The sequence below is a fragment of the Burkholderia sp. LAS2 genome, from assembly GCF_018417615.1.
Taxonomy (GTDB): Bacteria; Pseudomonadota; Gammaproteobacteria; order Burkholderiales; family Burkholderiaceae; genus Burkholderia; species Burkholderia sola.
The window spans coordinates 2,937,498-2,950,871 of record NZ_CP071052.1 but is presented as its reverse complement, the minus strand read 5'-3'; the positions used below and the strand labels follow the sequence as shown (position 1 = coordinate 2,950,871).

Sequence of the window (13,374 nt, the reverse complement as noted above, 5' to 3'; positions counted from 1 at the left end):
AAATCATGACGGCTATCCAACACTTCTTTAAGACCTTCTTCCTGACCGAGCTGCTGAAGGGGCTCGCGCTGACCGGTCGCTACACGTTCAAGCGCAAGTTCACCGTGCAGTTCCCGGAAGAGAAGACCCCGATTTCGCCGCGTTTCCGCGGACTGCATGCACTGCGCCGCTACGAGAACGGCGAAGAGCGCTGCATCGCGTGCAAGCTGTGCGAGGCCGTGTGCCCCGCGCTGGCGATCACGATCGAATCGGAAACGCGCGCGGACAACACGCGCCGCACCACGCGCTACGACATCGACCTGACGAAGTGCATCTTCTGCGGTTTCTGCGAAGAGAGCTGCCCGGTCGATTCGATCGTCGAGACGCAGATTCTCGAGTACCACGGCGAAAAGCGCGGCGACCTGTATTTCACGAAGGATATGCTGCTCGCGGTGGGCGACCGCTACGAGAAGGACATCGCAGCGGCGAAGGCTGCCGACGCGCCGTATCGTTGATTGTGTTTGCAGTGCCGGCCCGGCATGAACGATGAACGGGCCGAGCCGCCGCGACGGGTGCGGGCCTTCCGCAAGCCGCGCCTGACTATGGCCTAACGATGAACCGGTAATCATGGAATTCACGACCGTACTGTTCTACATCTTCGCGCTGCTCCTGGTGGTATCAGGGCTGAAGGTGATCACTTCGCGCAACCCGGTGGCGTCTGCGCTTTTCCTTGTGCTGGCGTTCTTCAACGCCGCCGCGATCTGGATGCTGCTGGAAGCGGAGTTCCTCGCGATCCTGCTGGTTCTGGTCTACGTGGGCGCGGTGATGGTGCTGTTCCTGTTCGTCGTGATGATGCTGGACATCAACATCGACTACCTGCGCCGCGACTTCAAGCGCTTCGTACCGATGGCGACCGTGGTCGGCGCGATCATCGTGATCGAAACCGCGCTGATCCTGTGGCGCGGCTACGGCGACACGCACACCGTGCATGCGATGGCGACGGGCGAGATGGCCAACTGGTCGAATACGCGCCTGATCGGCAAGGTGATCTACACCGACTACATCTTCGCGTTCGAAATCGCCGGCCTCGTGCTGCTGGTCGCGATCATCGCCGCGATCGGGTTGACTGAGCGCAAGGGCAAGGACAGCAAGCGCCAGCGCGTGTCGGATCAGGTCAAGGTGCGCCGCAACGACCGCGTGCGCCTCGTGAAGATGGAAGCGGACAAGCCGCAGCCGGAGACGGCGCAGAGCGAAGCCGGCTCGGGCACCAACGGCTAAGCGGAGGAAAAGAAAACCATGCTGACTCTTGCTCACTACCTTGTGCTCGGCGCGATCCTGTTTGCGATCGCGATCGTCGGGATTTTCCTGAACCGCCGCAACGTCATCATCATCCTGATGTCGATCGAACTGATGCTGCTGGCGGTGAACACCAACTTCGTCGCGTTCTCGCATTACCTCGGCGACGTGCACGGCCAGATCTTCGTGTTCTTCGTGCTGACCGTCGCCGCAGCGGAAGCCGCGATCGGCCTCGCGATTCTGGTGACCCTGTTCCGTAAGCTCGACACGATCAATGTCGAGGATCTCGATCAGCTCAAAGGTTAATTTCAGGCTACGCTGTTATGTCAACGACACTCAATGAAAACCTGCTGCTGGCGATTCCGCTCGCTCCGCTGGCCGGCTCGCTGATTGCGGGGCTGTTCGGGAACGCAGTCGGGCGCAAGGGCGCACACCGGATCACGATCCTCGGCGTCATGATCGCGTTCCTCCTGTCGGCGAAAGTCTTCCTCGACGTGATGGGCGGCGCAAGCTTCAACGCGACCGTCTACGAATGGATGAACGTCGGCTCGCTGAAGCTCGAGGTCGGCTTCCTCGTCGATTCGCTGACCGCGATGATGATGGTCGTCGTGACCTTCGTCTCGCTGATGGTGCACGTGTACACGATCGGCTACATGGCGGAAGAAGACGGCTACCAGCGCTTCTTCTCGTACATCTCGCTGTTCACGTTCTCGATGCTGATGCTCGTGATGAGCAACAACTTCCTGCAGTTGTTCTTCGGCTGGGAAGCGGTGGGTCTGGTGTCGTACCTGCTGATCGGCTTCTACTTCACGCGTGAGAGCGCGATCTACGCGAACATGAAGGCGTTCCTCGTGAACCGCGTGGGCGACTTCGGCTTCCTGCTCGGCATCGGCCTGCTGCTCGCGTTCGCCGGCTCGATGAACTACGGCGAAGTGTTCGCGAAGCGCGCGGAACTCGCGAGCCTGCACTTCCCGGGCACCGACTGGGGCCTGCTGACCGTCGCCTGTATCTGCCTGTTCATCGGCGCGATGGGTAAGTCGGCGCAGTTCCCGCTGCACGTGTGGCTGCCGGACTCGATGGAAGGCCCGACCCCGATCTCGGCGCTGATTCACGCGGCGACGATGGTCACGGCCGGCATCTTCATGGTGTCGCGCATGTCGCCGCTGTTCGAGCTGTCGGATACCGCGCTGTCGTTCATCACGGTGATCGGCGCGATCACGGCGCTCTTCATGGGCTTCCTCGGCATCGTGCAGAACGACATCAAGCGCGTGGTCGCGTATTCGACGCTGTCGCAGCTCGGCTACATGACCGTCGCGCTCGGCGTGTCCGCCTACCCGGTCGCCGTGTTCCACCTGATGACGCACGCGTTCTTCAAGGCGCTGCTGTTCCTCGGCGCCGGCTCGGTCATCATGGGCATGCACCACGACCAGGACATGCGCAACATGGGCGGCCTGCGCAAGTACATGCCGATCACGTGGATCACGTCGCTCGTCGGTTCGCTCGCGCTGATCGGCACGCCGTTCTTCTCGGGCTTCTACTCGAAGGACTCGATCATCGACGCGGTGAAGCTGTCGCACCTGCCGGGTTCGGGCTTCGCATACTTCGCGGTCGTCGCGAGCGTGTTCGTCACGGCGCTGTACTCGTTCCGCATGTACTTCCTGGTGTTCCACGGCGAAGAGCGCTTCCGCCATCCGAAGCATCCGGAATCGCCGATGGGCATGGCCGCCGCACATGGCCACGACGATCACGGCCATGGCCACGACCACGGTCATGACGACCACGCGCACGAGCCGCACGAGACCCCGTGGGTCGTGTGGGTGCCGCTGGTCCTGCTGGCGATCCCGTCGGTGATCATCGGCGCGATCGCGATCAGCCCGATGCTGTTCGGCGATTTCTTCCAGCACGGCGTCGCATTCGACAAGGTGATCTTCATCGGCGAAAACCATCCGGCGCTGGCCGAGATGGCCGAAGAGTTCCACGGCTGGGTCGGCATGGGCCTGCACTCGGTGTCGGGCCTGCCGGTGTGGCTGGCGCTCGCCGGTGTGGTCGTCGCGTGGTTCCTGTACCTGAAGCGTCCGGAACTGCCGGCGTCGATCCGCCGCGCGTTCGGCCCGATCTACACGCTGCTGGACAACAAGTACTACATGGACAAGATCAACGAAGTGGTGTTCGCCCGCGGTTCGGTGGCGATCGGCCGCGGCCTGTGGAAGGAGGGCGACGTCGTAGTGATCGACGGCCTCGTCAACGGCAGCGCCCGGTTCATCGGCTGGTTCGCCGGCGTGATCCGCTTCCTCCAATCCGGTTACATCTATCACTACGCGTTCGCCATGATCATCGGCATGCTGGGGCTCCTGACCCTGTTTGTAACGCTCGGCGGCAAATAAGGCGGGGAGACAACACTAATGCACGCTTTTCCGATTCTCAGTACCGCGATCTGGCTGCCGATCGTTTTCGGCCTCCTCGTGCTGGCGGTGGGTAACGACAAAAATCCGGGGACGGCCCGCTGGGTCGCGCTGATCGGCGCGCTGCTCGGCCTCGCGGTCACGATCCCGCTGATCACGGGCTTCGACTCGAGCACGGCTGCGCTGCAGTTCGTCGAGAAGTCGACCTGGATCGAACGCTTCGACATTGCGTATCACCTCGGCGTCGACGGCATCTCGATGTGGTTCGTCGTGCTGACCGCGCTGATCACGGTGATCGTCGTGATCGCCGCGTGGGAAGTGATCACCGAGAACGTCGCGCAGTACCTCGCGGCGTTCCTGATCCTGTCCGGGATCATGATCGGCGTGTTCTCGGCGGCCGACGGCCTGCTGTTCTACGTGTTCTTCGAGGCGACCCTGATCCCGATGTACATCATCATCGGCGTGTGGGGCGGCCCGAACCGCGTGTACGCGGCGTTCAAGTTCTTCCTGTACACGCTGGCCGGCTCGCTGCTGATGCTGGTCGCGCTGATCTACCTGTACACGCAGACGCATTCGTTCGACCTCGCGACGTGGCAGAACGCGAAGATCGCGATGACGCCGCAGATCCTGCTGTTCATTGCGTTCTTCCTCGCATTCGCGGTGAAGGTGCCGATGTGGCCGGTGCACACGTGGCTGCCGGATGCGCACGTGGAAGCGCCGACGGGCGGCTCGGTCGTGCTGGCCGCGATCATGCTGAAGCTCGGCGCATACGGTTTCCTGCGTTTCTCGCTGCCGATCACGCCTGACGCGAGCCACTTCCTGGCGCCGGTCGTGATCACGCTGTCGCTGATCGCGGTGATCTACATCGGCCTCGTCGCGATGGTGCAGGCCGACATGAAGAAGCTGGTTGCGTATTCGTCGATCGCGCACATGGGCTTCGTCACGCTCGGCTTCTTCATCTTCAACCAGCTCGGCGTCGAAGGCGCGATCGTCCAGATGATCTCGCACGGCTTCGTGTCGGGCGCAATGTTCCTGTGCATCGGCGTGCTGTACGACCGCGTGCACTCGCGCCAGATCGCCGATTACGGCGGCGTCGTGAACGTGATGCCGAAGTTCGCGGCATTCGCGATGCTGTTCTCGATGGCCAACTGCGGCCTGCCGGGTACGTCGGGTTTCGTCGGCGAGTTCATGGTGATTCTCGCGGCCGTCCAGTACAACTTCTGGATCGCCTTCGGTGCGGCATTCACGCTGATCCTCGGCGCGGCCTACACGCTGTGGATGTACAAGCGCGTGTACTTCGGGGCCGTCGCGAACGATCACGTCGCCAAGCTGAAGGACATCGGCCGTCGCGAATTCCTGATGCTGGCCGTGCTTGCCGCGTTCACGCTGCTGATGGGCCTGTATCCGAAGCCTTTCACCGACGTGATGCACGTTTCCGTCGAAAACCTCCTCTCCCACGTCGCGCAGTCGAAGCTGCCGCTGGCCCAGTAATCGCGAGCGGAGGAACTCAAGATCATGCAAAACGCCCCTATGAATGTCCTGTTGCCTGACGCGCTGGTGCTGGCCGCCATCGTCGTCGCCTGGCTGAACGACACCTTTACCGGTGCGTCCGGCCGCCGCCTGACCTATCTGATCGCGGTCGTCTCGTCGGTCGTCGCCGGCGTGTGGTTCTCGGTCCAGGCGCTCGACCCGCAGCAGTACTACTTCTTCTCGAAGATGGTCGTCGTCGACTCGTTCGCGAGCACGATGAAGGCCGTCGTGTCGTTCGGTTTCGCGGTGTCGCTCGTCTATTCGCGCAAGTACCTCGAAGACCGCGACATGTTCCGCGGCGACGTGTTCCTGCTTGGCATGTTCTCGCTGCTCGGTCAGCTGGTCATGGTGTCGGGCAACAACTTCCTGACGCTGTACCTCGGCCTCGAACTGATGTCGCTGTCGCTGTACGCGGTCATCGCGCTGCGCCGCGATGCTGCCCAGTCGAGCGAAGCCGCGATGAAGTACTACGTGCTGGGCGCGCTCGCGTCGGGCTTCGTGCTGTACGGCATCTCGATGCTCTACGGCGCGACCGGCTCGCTCGAGCTCGGCGAGGTGTACAAGGCGGTCGGCGGCAACACCGACGCGGCCGTGCTGATGTTCGGCGTGGTCTTCATCGTCGCCGGTATCGCGTTCAAGCTGGGCGCCGTGCCGTTCCACATGTGGGTGCCGGACGTCTACCAGGGCGCACCGACCGCGATGACGCTGTTTGTCGGCGGCGGCCCGAAGGTTGCCGCGTTCGCATGGGGCCTGCGCTTCCTGGTGATGGGCCTGCTGCCGCTCGCGCAGAACTGGCAGACCGCGCTCGTGATCCTCGCCGCGCTGTCGCTGATCGTCGGCAACATCACCGGTATCGTCCAGCGCAACATCAAGCGGATGCTCGCGTACTCGGCGATCTCGAACATGGGCTTCGTGCTGCTCGGCCTGCTCGCCGGCATCGTGAAGGGCGACGCGGCGGCACCGGCGAACGCGTACAGCTCGGCGATGTTCTACGCGATCGTCTACCTGATCACGACGCTCGGCTCGTTCGGCGTGGTGATGCTGCTCGCGCGCCGCGATTTCGAAGCGGAAACGATCGACGACTTCAAGGGCCTCAACAAGCGCAGCCCGGTGTTCGCGTTCGTGATGATGGTCATGATGTTCTCGCTGGCCGGCATCCCGCCGACCGTCGGCTTCTACGCGAAGCTCGCCGTGCTCGAGGCGACCGTCAACGCGGGCCTCACGTGGCTGGCCGTGCTGGCCGTGATCACGTCGCTGTTCGGCGCGTTCTACTACCTGCGCATCGTGAAGCTGATGTACTTCGATGCCCCGCAGGATTCGACGCCGATCTCGGGCGATTTCTGCAAGCGCACGATCCTCGTGCTGAACGGCCTGGCCGTCGTCGTGCTCGGTCTGATCCCGAGCCCGCTGCTGACCGCCTGCCTGCAGGCCATCCGTCACACGCTGCCGCTGTAATGTCGGCAGCCGGCTGGTTCATCGTGCTGTTGGCGCTCGTCTGCGCCAACCTGCCGTTCCTGAATCAACGCCTCTTCGCCGTCGTGCCGTTCGGCGCGACGAAGAAGAACGCGTGGGTGCGGATCGGCGAGCTGATCGTGCTGTACTTCGTCGTCGGCGCGCTCGGCTTCTGGCTCGAGTCGCGCGCCGGCAACCGCTTCGAACAGGGCTGGCAGTTTTACGCGATCACGTTCAGTCTCTTCGTTGTGTTCGCGTTTCCCGGCTTCACGTTCCAGTATCTCGTCAAACGACGCTGACGGCTTCGGCCGTCCGTCGTGCTCATTCAGGAGCCGCCGATGGCCGAACTACCCAATCACGACGCCGCACTGACCGAAACCTGCCTCGAAAGCGAGGCGATCTTCGAAGGCGCGTTCCTCAAGCTCAAGCGCGACACCGTCCGTCTGCCGGACGGCAAGAATGCCACGCGCGAATACGTGCAACACCCGGGCGCGGTGATGGTGATCCCGCTGTTCGACGACGGCCGCGTGCTGATGGAGAGCCAGTTTCGCTATCCGATCGGCAAGGTGATGGCCGAATTCCCGGCCGGCAAGCTCGACCCGAACGAAGGCGCGCTCGCGTGTGCGGCGCGCGAACTGCGCGAGGAAACCGGCTACACGGCGCGCGAATACGTGTTCCTGGCCCGTATTCACCCGATCATTTCCTATTCGACCGAATTCATCGACCTGTACCTCGCGCGCGGGCTCACGGCCGGCGAGCGCAAGCTCGACGAAGGCGAATTCCTCGAAACCTTCACCGCGACGCTGGCCGACCTGCAGGAATGGGTGCGCACGGGCCAGATCTCCGACGTGAAGACGATCATCGGCACGATGTGGCTCGACAAGGTGCTGTCCGGCGCGTGGCCGCTCGGGCCGGTCGTCACGCCCTGAGCACGGCGTCAGCGGCGGGCGGGGCGCCGCGTTACAATCCGGTGACGCGGTGCGTTCGTGCCGCGCGATCGGGATTTAGCACGACCGTTCACAAAACCGCTTTTTGCGCTACACTCGTCACACGCCCTGATTCAGCATGAAGGTCCTCGATTTACAGTGTCCGCACGGTCATCGGTTCGAAGGCTGGTTCGCTTCCGCCGATGAATTCGAAGCGCAGTTGTCCCGCAAGCTGGTCGAATGCCCGGTGTGCGGAACGACGGAGATCAACCGGATGCCGTCCGCGCCGCGCCTGAACCTGTCGGGCGCGACGCAGCCGCAGCCGGCCGATCCGCGTGCGCTGCAGGCGCAGGTGATGCGCGCGCTGCGCGAGGTGCTGGAGAAGACCGAGAACGTGGGCGAGCGCTTCGCCGAGGAAGCGCGGCGCATCCATTACAACGAGGCGCCCGCACGCAGCATTCGCGGCGTCACGACGCCGGAGGATGCGCAGTCCTTGGTCGAAGAAGGCATCGACGTGATGCCGCTGCCGATTCCTGCCGCGCTGAAAGAACCGCTGCAATGACGTACGCAGTGTGTCCTTGGCCGGGCCGGACGGCCGCGGACAGGAGACACTGCGCATGGATCTGGACTATTCCCCCGCCGACGACGCGTTCCGCGCCGACGTCCGCGCCTGGCTCGAGGCCAACCTGCCTCACGCACTGCGCGCCAAGGTACTCGATCACAAACGACTCGACCGCGAGGATTTCGCGCGCTGGCACCGGATCCTGGGCCAGCGCGGCTGGTCCGCGCCCGCCTGGCCGGTCGAATACGGCGGCCCGGGCTGGAACGCGACGCAGCGGCACATCTGGGACGAGGAGTGCGCACGGATCGGTGCGCCCACCGTGCTGCCGTTCGGGGTGTCGATGGTCGCGCCGGTCCTGATGAAATACGGCAGCGAAGCGCAGAAGCGCCACTATCTGCCGCGTATTCTCGACGGCTCGGACTGGTGGTGCCAAGGTTATTCGGAGCCGGGTTCCGGGTCCGACCTCGCGTCGCTGCGCACGCGCGCCGAGCGCCACGGCGATCACTACGTCGTCAACGGCCAGAAGACCTGGACCACGCTCGGCCAGTATGCCGACATGATGTTCTGCCTCGTGCGCACCGATCCGGCCGCGAAGAAGCAGGAAGGCATCTCGTTCCTGCTGATCGACATGAAGACGCCCGGCATCACGGTGCGCCCGATCGTGATGCTCGACGAGGACCACGAGGTCAACGAAGTGTTCTTCGAGGACGTGAAGGTGCCGGTCGAGAACCTCGTCGGCGACGAGAACCGCGGCTGGACCTACGCGAAATACCTGCTGGGCCACGAGCGCACCGGCATCGCGCGCGTCGGCGCGTCGAAGCGGGAGCTCGCGTTCCTGAAGCGCGTCGCATCGAACCAGCGCAAGAACGGCAAGCCGTTGCTCGCCGATCCCGTGTTCGCCGCGAAGGTCGCGGCGCTCGAAGTCGAGTTGATGGCGCTGGAGGTGACGGTGCTGCGCGTCGTCAGCCGCGAGACGAGCGGCAAGGGGCCCGGCCCCGAGGCGTCGATGCTGAAGATCAAGGGCACCGAGGTGCAGCAGGCGCTCACCGAGCTGATGGTCGAAGCGATCGGTCCGCTGGCCGCACCGTTCGACGTGCCGTTCCTCGATGGCGAGCGCGAACACAGCATCGCCGGTGACGACGATGCGGCGCCGCTCGCCGCGTACTACTTCAATTACCGGAAGACGTCGATCTACGGCGGGTCGAACGAGATCCAGAAGAACATCATCGCGCAGATGATTCTGGGGCTGTGATCAGGGAACGGAGACAACCATGGATTTCAGCTTTACCGATGAGCAGCAGCAGTTCGCCGACGCGCTGCGCCGGTATCTTGGCGAGCAATACGGCTTCGACGCGCGCCAGGCGATCGTGCGTAGCGATACCGGCGTGTCGGATGCGCAGTGGAGCGCATTCACCGAACTGGGCTTGACCGCGTTGCCCGTGCCGGACGCACAGGGCGGTTTCGGCGGCGGCCCGGTCGACATGCTGGTCGTGATGCAGGAGCTCGGCCGTGCGCTCGTGATCGAGCCGTACTGGGCCACGGCGGTTGGCGTCGAGGCGTTGCGGATCGCCGGCTCCGGCGCGGGCGACGATGCCGCGCTGCTGGAGGCGGTCGCGCAGGGGCACAAGCGCGTGGCGGTCGCGTTCCACGAACCGCACGCGCGCTACGACCTGTACGAGCTCGACACGCACGCGCGCGGGCAGGGCGGCACGTACCGGCTGACCGGTACCAAGTCGGTCGTTCAGCACGGCGCCCAGGCGCACGCGTGGATCGTGCCTGCGCGGGTCGACGGCGGCGGCCTCGGCCTCTTCGTCGTCGAACGCGATGCGGCCAATGCGAAGGTGGTCGACTACCGGACCATCGACGGCCAGCGCGCCGCGACGATCATGTTCAACGAAACGCCGGCCCGATTGCTGACGGGTGGGGCGCGCGACGCGGCGGCGCTCGAGCAGATCGCCGATTACGCGACCTTCCTGCTGTGCGCGGAAGCGGTCGGCGCGCTCGACGAACTGAATCGCGCGACGGTCGAATACACGAAGACGCGCGAGCAGTTCGGCGTGCCGATCGCGCGTTTTCAGGCGCTGCAGCACCGGATGGTCGACATGCTGATCCATGCGGAGCAGGCGCGTTCGCTGACCTATCTCGCGGCGGTCCGCTACGCGAACGGCGATGCCGATGCGCGGCGCAAGGCCGTGTCGGCCGCGAAGGCGCGCGTCGGCGCGGCCGCGCGCTTCGTCGGCCAGCAGGCGGTCCAACTGCACGGCGGCATGGGCGTGACCAACGAGGTGGCCGCCGCGCATTTGTTCAAGCGGCTGTCGATCATCGAGACGACGCTCGGCGATACCGATCATCACCTCGCCCGCATCGCGGCGCTGCCCGATTTCGCGCAGACCGACGTAGCATGACGGTGACGCGCGAGCGCGCCAGACAAGGAGACTTATCAGTGGGCATCAGTTACGAAGACCTGGTGGTCGGCAGTACCACCGAAGTGGGCCGCTACACGTTCGAGGCCGACGACATCAAGACGTTCGCGAAGCGCTACGATCCGCAGCCGTTCCATGTCGACGAGGAAGCGGGGAAGGCGTCGCATTTCGGCGGGCTCGTCGCGAGCGGCTGGCATACGTGCTCGGTATTCATGAGCCTGCTGGTCCAGAAGCTCGGGCCGGATTCGACCAGCATGGGCTCGCCGGGCATCGATTCGATCCGCTGGCTGAAGCCGGTGCGCGCCGGCGACACGATCACGATGTACCAGAAGGTGCACGACAAACGCGTGTCGGAGAGCAAGCCCGATCGCGGCATCGTGTCGACGGAATGGATCGGCGTGAACGAAGCCGGCGAGACGGTGATCTCCGTGCACACCAAGGTGATTTTCGGGCTGCGCCATCCGGGGGGCGCGAACTCATGACCGACGTGACCTTGCCGCTGATCGCATCGGCGCAGGCGCTGCAGGCGCGGGTCGGCGCGGAGCCGCTCGCGAGCGGCTGGATCGAGATCGACCAGCCGCGCGTCGACGGTTTTGCCGACGCGACCGGCGATCATCAATGGATTCACGTCGACCCCGAACGCGCGCGACGCGAGTCTCCGTTCGGCGGGCCGATCGCGCACGGGTTCCTGACGCTGTCGCTGATTCCTGCGTTGATGACCGACGCGATGCGCTTCGAGCAGAAGATGGGCGTGAACTATGGGCTGAACCGCGTGCGGTTCCTGAAGCCGGTGCCGGTCGGGGCGCGCGTGCGTGCGCTGTTCGCGGTAAAGGAAACCGCCGACGCCGCGCGCGGCGGCATCCAGGTAACGTGGTCGGTATCGATGCAGGTCGAGCGCCCCGACGCGCCGCTGCCGGTATGCGCGGCGGAGTTCGTCACGCTGCATTACTTCTGAAGCACGGAGCGGCATGCGCGGATGCCGCTCCGCTCGTTACACGCTCGTCAGTGCTTCGCGTATTGCGTTGCGCCGAACAGCACCTCGCGTGCCTTGTCGTCCTGCAGCGCCTTGCGCATCGACGCGAGCACCTCGACGCCGCGCTGCACGGCCGGTCGCGCGGCGATCGCCTCGTGCCAGCGCTTCACGTTCGGCAGTTCATCGAGCACGATGCCCTGGTTTTGCCACGAGCGCGTCCACGGGAACGTCGCAATGTCCGCGATCGTGTACGTGTCGCCTGCGAGATACTCGGATTCGCCGAGCCGCTTTTCCATCACGTTGTACAGGCGCTTCGCTTCGTTCGTGTAGCGGTTGACCGCATACTCGATCTTCTCCGGCGCATACAGCCGGAAGTGGTGCGCCTGCCCGAGCATCGGGCCGACGCCGCCCATCTGGAACATCAGCCACTCGAGCGTCGCATAGCGCGCGGCCGGCTCGGTCGGCAGGAACTTGCCGGTCTTCTCCGCGAGGTAGATCAGGATCGCGCCCGATTCGAACAGCGAGATCGGCTGGCCGCCGGGGCCGTCCGGATCGACGATCGCGGGGATTTTGTTGTTCGGGCTGATCTTCAGGAATTCGGGCTTGAACTGGTCGCCGGCACCGATATCGACTGGATGCGCACGATACGCGAGGCCGGTTTCCTCGAGCATGATGTGTACCTTGTGGCCGTTCGGGGTCGCCCAGCTGTAGACGTCGATCATCGTCAACTCCTGTGTGGCATGCGCGAAAACGGCGCCGGCGGCGCCGCGACAGGCGGTCATTAGAGCATGGATCGACACGGGCTGCTGGCGACGGAAACGCGCGTGCCGACGGGCATGCGCGGCCGCACGGGAGAGCGCCGCGGGTGTTGCGCGCGGCGCATCGGATGGACGTCGCGGCGTAGCGTCGGTTCGAAGGCCGACGCGGCGGATCAGCGCTTGTAGCGCGGCTGGCGCTTCTCGAGAAAGGCGGTGATGCCTTCGAGCCCGTCCGCATGATGCAGCGACGCGACGAAATGATCGCGCTCGGTGCCGAGATGCGCGTCCAGCGGTTGCGCGGTCGCGTCGTCGAGCAGCGACTTGATGCGCGTGAGCGCATTCGGCGAGATGCCGGCGAGCGCGTCGGCCCATGCCAGTGCGTCGCTCAGTGCCGTGCCGGGCGCGGTGAGCCGGTTGACGACGCCGAGCGCATGCAGGCGTTCGGCGGCAACCGGCTTGCCTTCGAAGAGGATTTCGGCCGCGATCGCACGCGGCAGTGCGCGGGCGAGAAACCACGAGCCGCCGCCGTCGGGCGTCAGGCCCACGCGCGCATACGACATCACGAATTTCGCATCGTGTGCGGCGACGATCAGGTCGCACGCGAGCGCGAGCGAGAAGCCCGCGCCGGCCGCGGCGCCTTCGACGGCCGCGATCACCGGCTTCGTCGACGCGCGGATCGCCGTGACCCATGCCGCGAGCTGATCGATGCTGTCGGCCTGGAAGGACGGATCCTTCGAGCGATTCTCGAGCAGCCGGTTCAGGTTGCCGCCTGCGCAGAAGAAGCGATCGGCGCCGGTCAGCACCACGGCGCGAATCGCCGGATCGCGCTCGGCAGTGGCGAGCGCTTCGATGCCGGCCGCGTACATGTCGGGATGCAGCGCGTTGCGCGCGCCGGGATTGGACAGCGTGAGGACGAGCGTCGATTCGCTCTCGGGCGGACGCGAGGCCAGCAGTTCAGCACTCATGCGAGCGTGTCTCCATCGGATGGCGCGGCGGCGACGCCGCGTGTGTCGCGCGGACGGGCGAAGCCGACGCCGCAGCGGAGGTAATGTCGTCGTGACGAACACACAACT

Annotated in this window: 15 protein-coding genes; 13 read left to right on the top strand and 2 right to left on the bottom strand. The window is 64.9% G+C overall.

The annotated features are described in order from the left end of the window. Nucleotides 1-5 precede the first annotated feature (5 nt). From nuoI to JYG37_RS13600, 13 genes are all read left to right on the top strand, one after another. A complete protein-coding gene (gene nuoI, locus JYG37_RS13660; protein ID WP_006484869.1) occupies nucleotides 6-494 on the top strand; it encodes an NADH-quinone oxidoreductase subunit NuoI in 489 nt (162 codons plus the stop codon). 112 nt (nucleotides 495-606) lie between these two features. Continuing rightward, nucleotides 607-1,257 (top strand): NADH-quinone oxidoreductase subunit J, encoded by a 651-nt coding sequence (locus JYG37_RS13655; protein WP_011545812.1) that lies wholly within the window; start codon nucleotides 607-609, stop codon nucleotides 1,255-1,257. 18 nt (nucleotides 1,258-1,275) lie between these two features. Further along, the gene (gene nuoK / locus JYG37_RS13650; RefSeq protein WP_006478272.1) at nucleotides 1,276-1,581 is read left to right on the top strand and encodes an NADH-quinone oxidoreductase subunit NuoK; all 306 of its coding nucleotides are present in this window, start codon (nucleotides 1,276-1,278) and stop codon (nucleotides 1,579-1,581) included. A gap of 17 nt (nucleotides 1,582-1,598) precedes the next feature. After that, nucleotides 1,599-3,659 carry an NADH-quinone oxidoreductase subunit L gene (nuoL, locus tag JYG37_RS13645; RefSeq protein WP_050016476.1) on the top strand — a complete coding sequence of 687 codons (2,061 nt, stop codon included), beginning with the start codon at nucleotides 1,599-1,601 and terminating at the stop codon, nucleotides 3,657-3,659. A gap of 18 nt (nucleotides 3,660-3,677) precedes the next feature. Beyond that, entirely contained in the window at nucleotides 3,678-5,168 is a 1,491-nt protein-coding gene (locus JYG37_RS13640) for an NADH-quinone oxidoreductase subunit M (protein WP_124679319.1), read from the top strand. A 39-nt stretch (nucleotides 5,169-5,207) separates the two neighbouring features. After that, the gene (gene nuoN / locus JYG37_RS13635) at nucleotides 5,208-6,662 is read left to right on the top strand and encodes an NADH-quinone oxidoreductase subunit NuoN (RefSeq protein WP_175886159.1); all 1,455 of its coding nucleotides are present in this window, start codon (nucleotides 5,208-5,210) and stop codon (nucleotides 6,660-6,662) included. Continuing rightward, the gene (locus tag JYG37_RS13630; protein ID WP_006478276.1) at nucleotides 6,662-6,958 is read left to right on the top strand and encodes a DUF2818 family protein; all 297 of its coding nucleotides are present in this window, start codon (nucleotides 6,662-6,664) and stop codon (nucleotides 6,956-6,958) included. Before nuoN ends, JYG37_RS13630 begins: the two co-directional genes overlap by 1 nt. A 39-nt stretch (nucleotides 6,959-6,997) precedes the next feature. Further along, on the top strand, nucleotides 6,998-7,588 hold the full coding sequence (locus tag JYG37_RS13625; RefSeq protein WP_050016481.1) for an NUDIX domain-containing protein: 591 nt from the start codon (nucleotides 6,998-7,000) through the stop codon (nucleotides 7,586-7,588). Between the two features lie 136 nt (nucleotides 7,589-7,724). Next, the gene (locus tag JYG37_RS13620) at nucleotides 7,725-8,147 is read left to right on the top strand and encodes a DUF1178 family protein (RefSeq protein WP_050016483.1); all 423 of its coding nucleotides are present in this window, start codon (nucleotides 7,725-7,727) and stop codon (nucleotides 8,145-8,147) included. A gap of 55 nt (nucleotides 8,148-8,202) precedes the next feature. Then, complete coding sequence (locus JYG37_RS13615) at nucleotides 8,203-9,399, top strand: acyl-CoA dehydrogenase family protein (protein WP_124631402.1); 1,197 nt, start codon at nucleotides 8,203-8,205, stop codon at nucleotides 9,397-9,399. 19 nt (nucleotides 9,400-9,418) lie between these two features. Beyond that, nucleotides 9,419-10,552: an acyl-CoA dehydrogenase family protein gene (locus JYG37_RS13610; protein ID WP_124631403.1), complete on the top strand. Its 1,134-nt coding sequence runs from the start codon at nucleotides 9,419-9,421 to the stop codon at nucleotides 10,550-10,552. Between the two features lie 38 nt (nucleotides 10,553-10,590). Further along, a complete protein-coding gene (locus JYG37_RS13605; protein ID WP_050016488.1) occupies nucleotides 10,591-11,052 on the top strand; it encodes a MaoC family dehydratase in 462 nt (153 codons plus the stop codon). Continuing rightward, on the top strand, nucleotides 11,049-11,525 hold the full coding sequence (locus JYG37_RS13600; protein ID WP_089488680.1) for a MaoC family dehydratase: 477 nt from the start codon (nucleotides 11,049-11,051) through the stop codon (nucleotides 11,523-11,525). The genes JYG37_RS13605 and JYG37_RS13600 overlap by 4 nt, the downstream gene beginning before the upstream one ends. A gap of 47 nt (nucleotides 11,526-11,572) precedes the next feature. Here the strand turns inward: JYG37_RS13600 and JYG37_RS13595 are convergent, their stop codons facing one another. Together JYG37_RS13595 and JYG37_RS13590 are read right to left on the bottom strand one after the other, a co-directional pair. Continuing rightward, nucleotides 11,573-12,265 (bottom strand): glutathione binding-like protein, encoded by a 693-nt coding sequence (locus JYG37_RS13595; RefSeq protein WP_050016513.1) that lies wholly within the window; start codon nucleotides 12,263-12,265, stop codon nucleotides 11,573-11,575. Nucleotides 12,266-12,474: 209 nt separating this feature from the next. Next, the gene (locus tag JYG37_RS13590; protein ID WP_124554871.1) at nucleotides 12,475-13,266 is read right to left on the bottom strand and encodes an oxepin-CoA hydrolase, alternative type; all 792 of its coding nucleotides are present in this window, start codon (nucleotides 13,264-13,266) and stop codon (nucleotides 12,475-12,477) included. Between the last annotated feature and the right edge of the window lie 108 nt (nucleotides 13,267-13,374).

Excerpts from the sequence above, each read along its gene's own strand:
- nuoI (WP_006484869.1), top strand. The coding sequence starts at position 6 with ATGACGGCTATCCAACACTTCTTTAAGACCTTCTTCCTGACCGAGCTG.
- JYG37_RS13655 (WP_011545812.1), top strand. The coding sequence starts at position 607 with ATGGAATTCACGACCGTACTGTTCTACATCTTCGCGCTGCTCCTGGTG.
- nuoK (WP_006478272.1), top strand. The coding sequence starts at position 1,276 with ATGCTGACTCTTGCTCACTACCTTGTGCTCGGCGCGATCCTGTTTGCG.
- nuoL (WP_050016476.1), top strand. The coding sequence starts at position 1,599 with ATGTCAACGACACTCAATGAAAACCTGCTGCTGGCGATTCCGCTCGCT.
- JYG37_RS13640 (WP_124679319.1), top strand. The coding sequence starts at position 3,678 with ATGCACGCTTTTCCGATTCTCAGTACCGCGATCTGGCTGCCGATCGTT.
- nuoN (WP_175886159.1), top strand. The coding sequence starts at position 5,208 with ATGAATGTCCTGTTGCCTGACGCGCTGGTGCTGGCCGCCATCGTCGTC.
- JYG37_RS13630 (WP_006478276.1), top strand. The coding sequence starts at position 6,662 with ATGTCGGCAGCCGGCTGGTTCATCGTGCTGTTGGCGCTCGTCTGCGCC.
- JYG37_RS13625 (WP_050016481.1), top strand. The coding sequence starts at position 6,998 with ATGGCCGAACTACCCAATCACGACGCCGCACTGACCGAAACCTGCCTC.
- JYG37_RS13620 (WP_050016483.1), top strand. The coding sequence starts at position 7,725 with ATGAAGGTCCTCGATTTACAGTGTCCGCACGGTCATCGGTTCGAAGGC.
- JYG37_RS13615 (WP_124631402.1), top strand. The coding sequence starts at position 8,203 with ATGGATCTGGACTATTCCCCCGCCGACGACGCGTTCCGCGCCGACGTC.
- JYG37_RS13610 (WP_124631403.1), top strand. The coding sequence starts at position 9,419 with ATGGATTTCAGCTTTACCGATGAGCAGCAGCAGTTCGCCGACGCGCTG.
- JYG37_RS13600 (WP_089488680.1), top strand. The coding sequence starts at position 11,049 with ATGACCGACGTGACCTTGCCGCTGATCGCATCGGCGCAGGCGCTGCAG.
- JYG37_RS13595 (WP_050016513.1), bottom strand. The coding sequence starts at position 12,265 with ATGATCGACGTCTACAGCTGGGCGACCCCGAACGGCCACAAGGTACAC.
- JYG37_RS13590 (WP_124554871.1), bottom strand. The coding sequence starts at position 13,266 with ATGAGTGCTGAACTGCTGGCCTCGCGTCCGCCCGAGAGCGAATCGACG.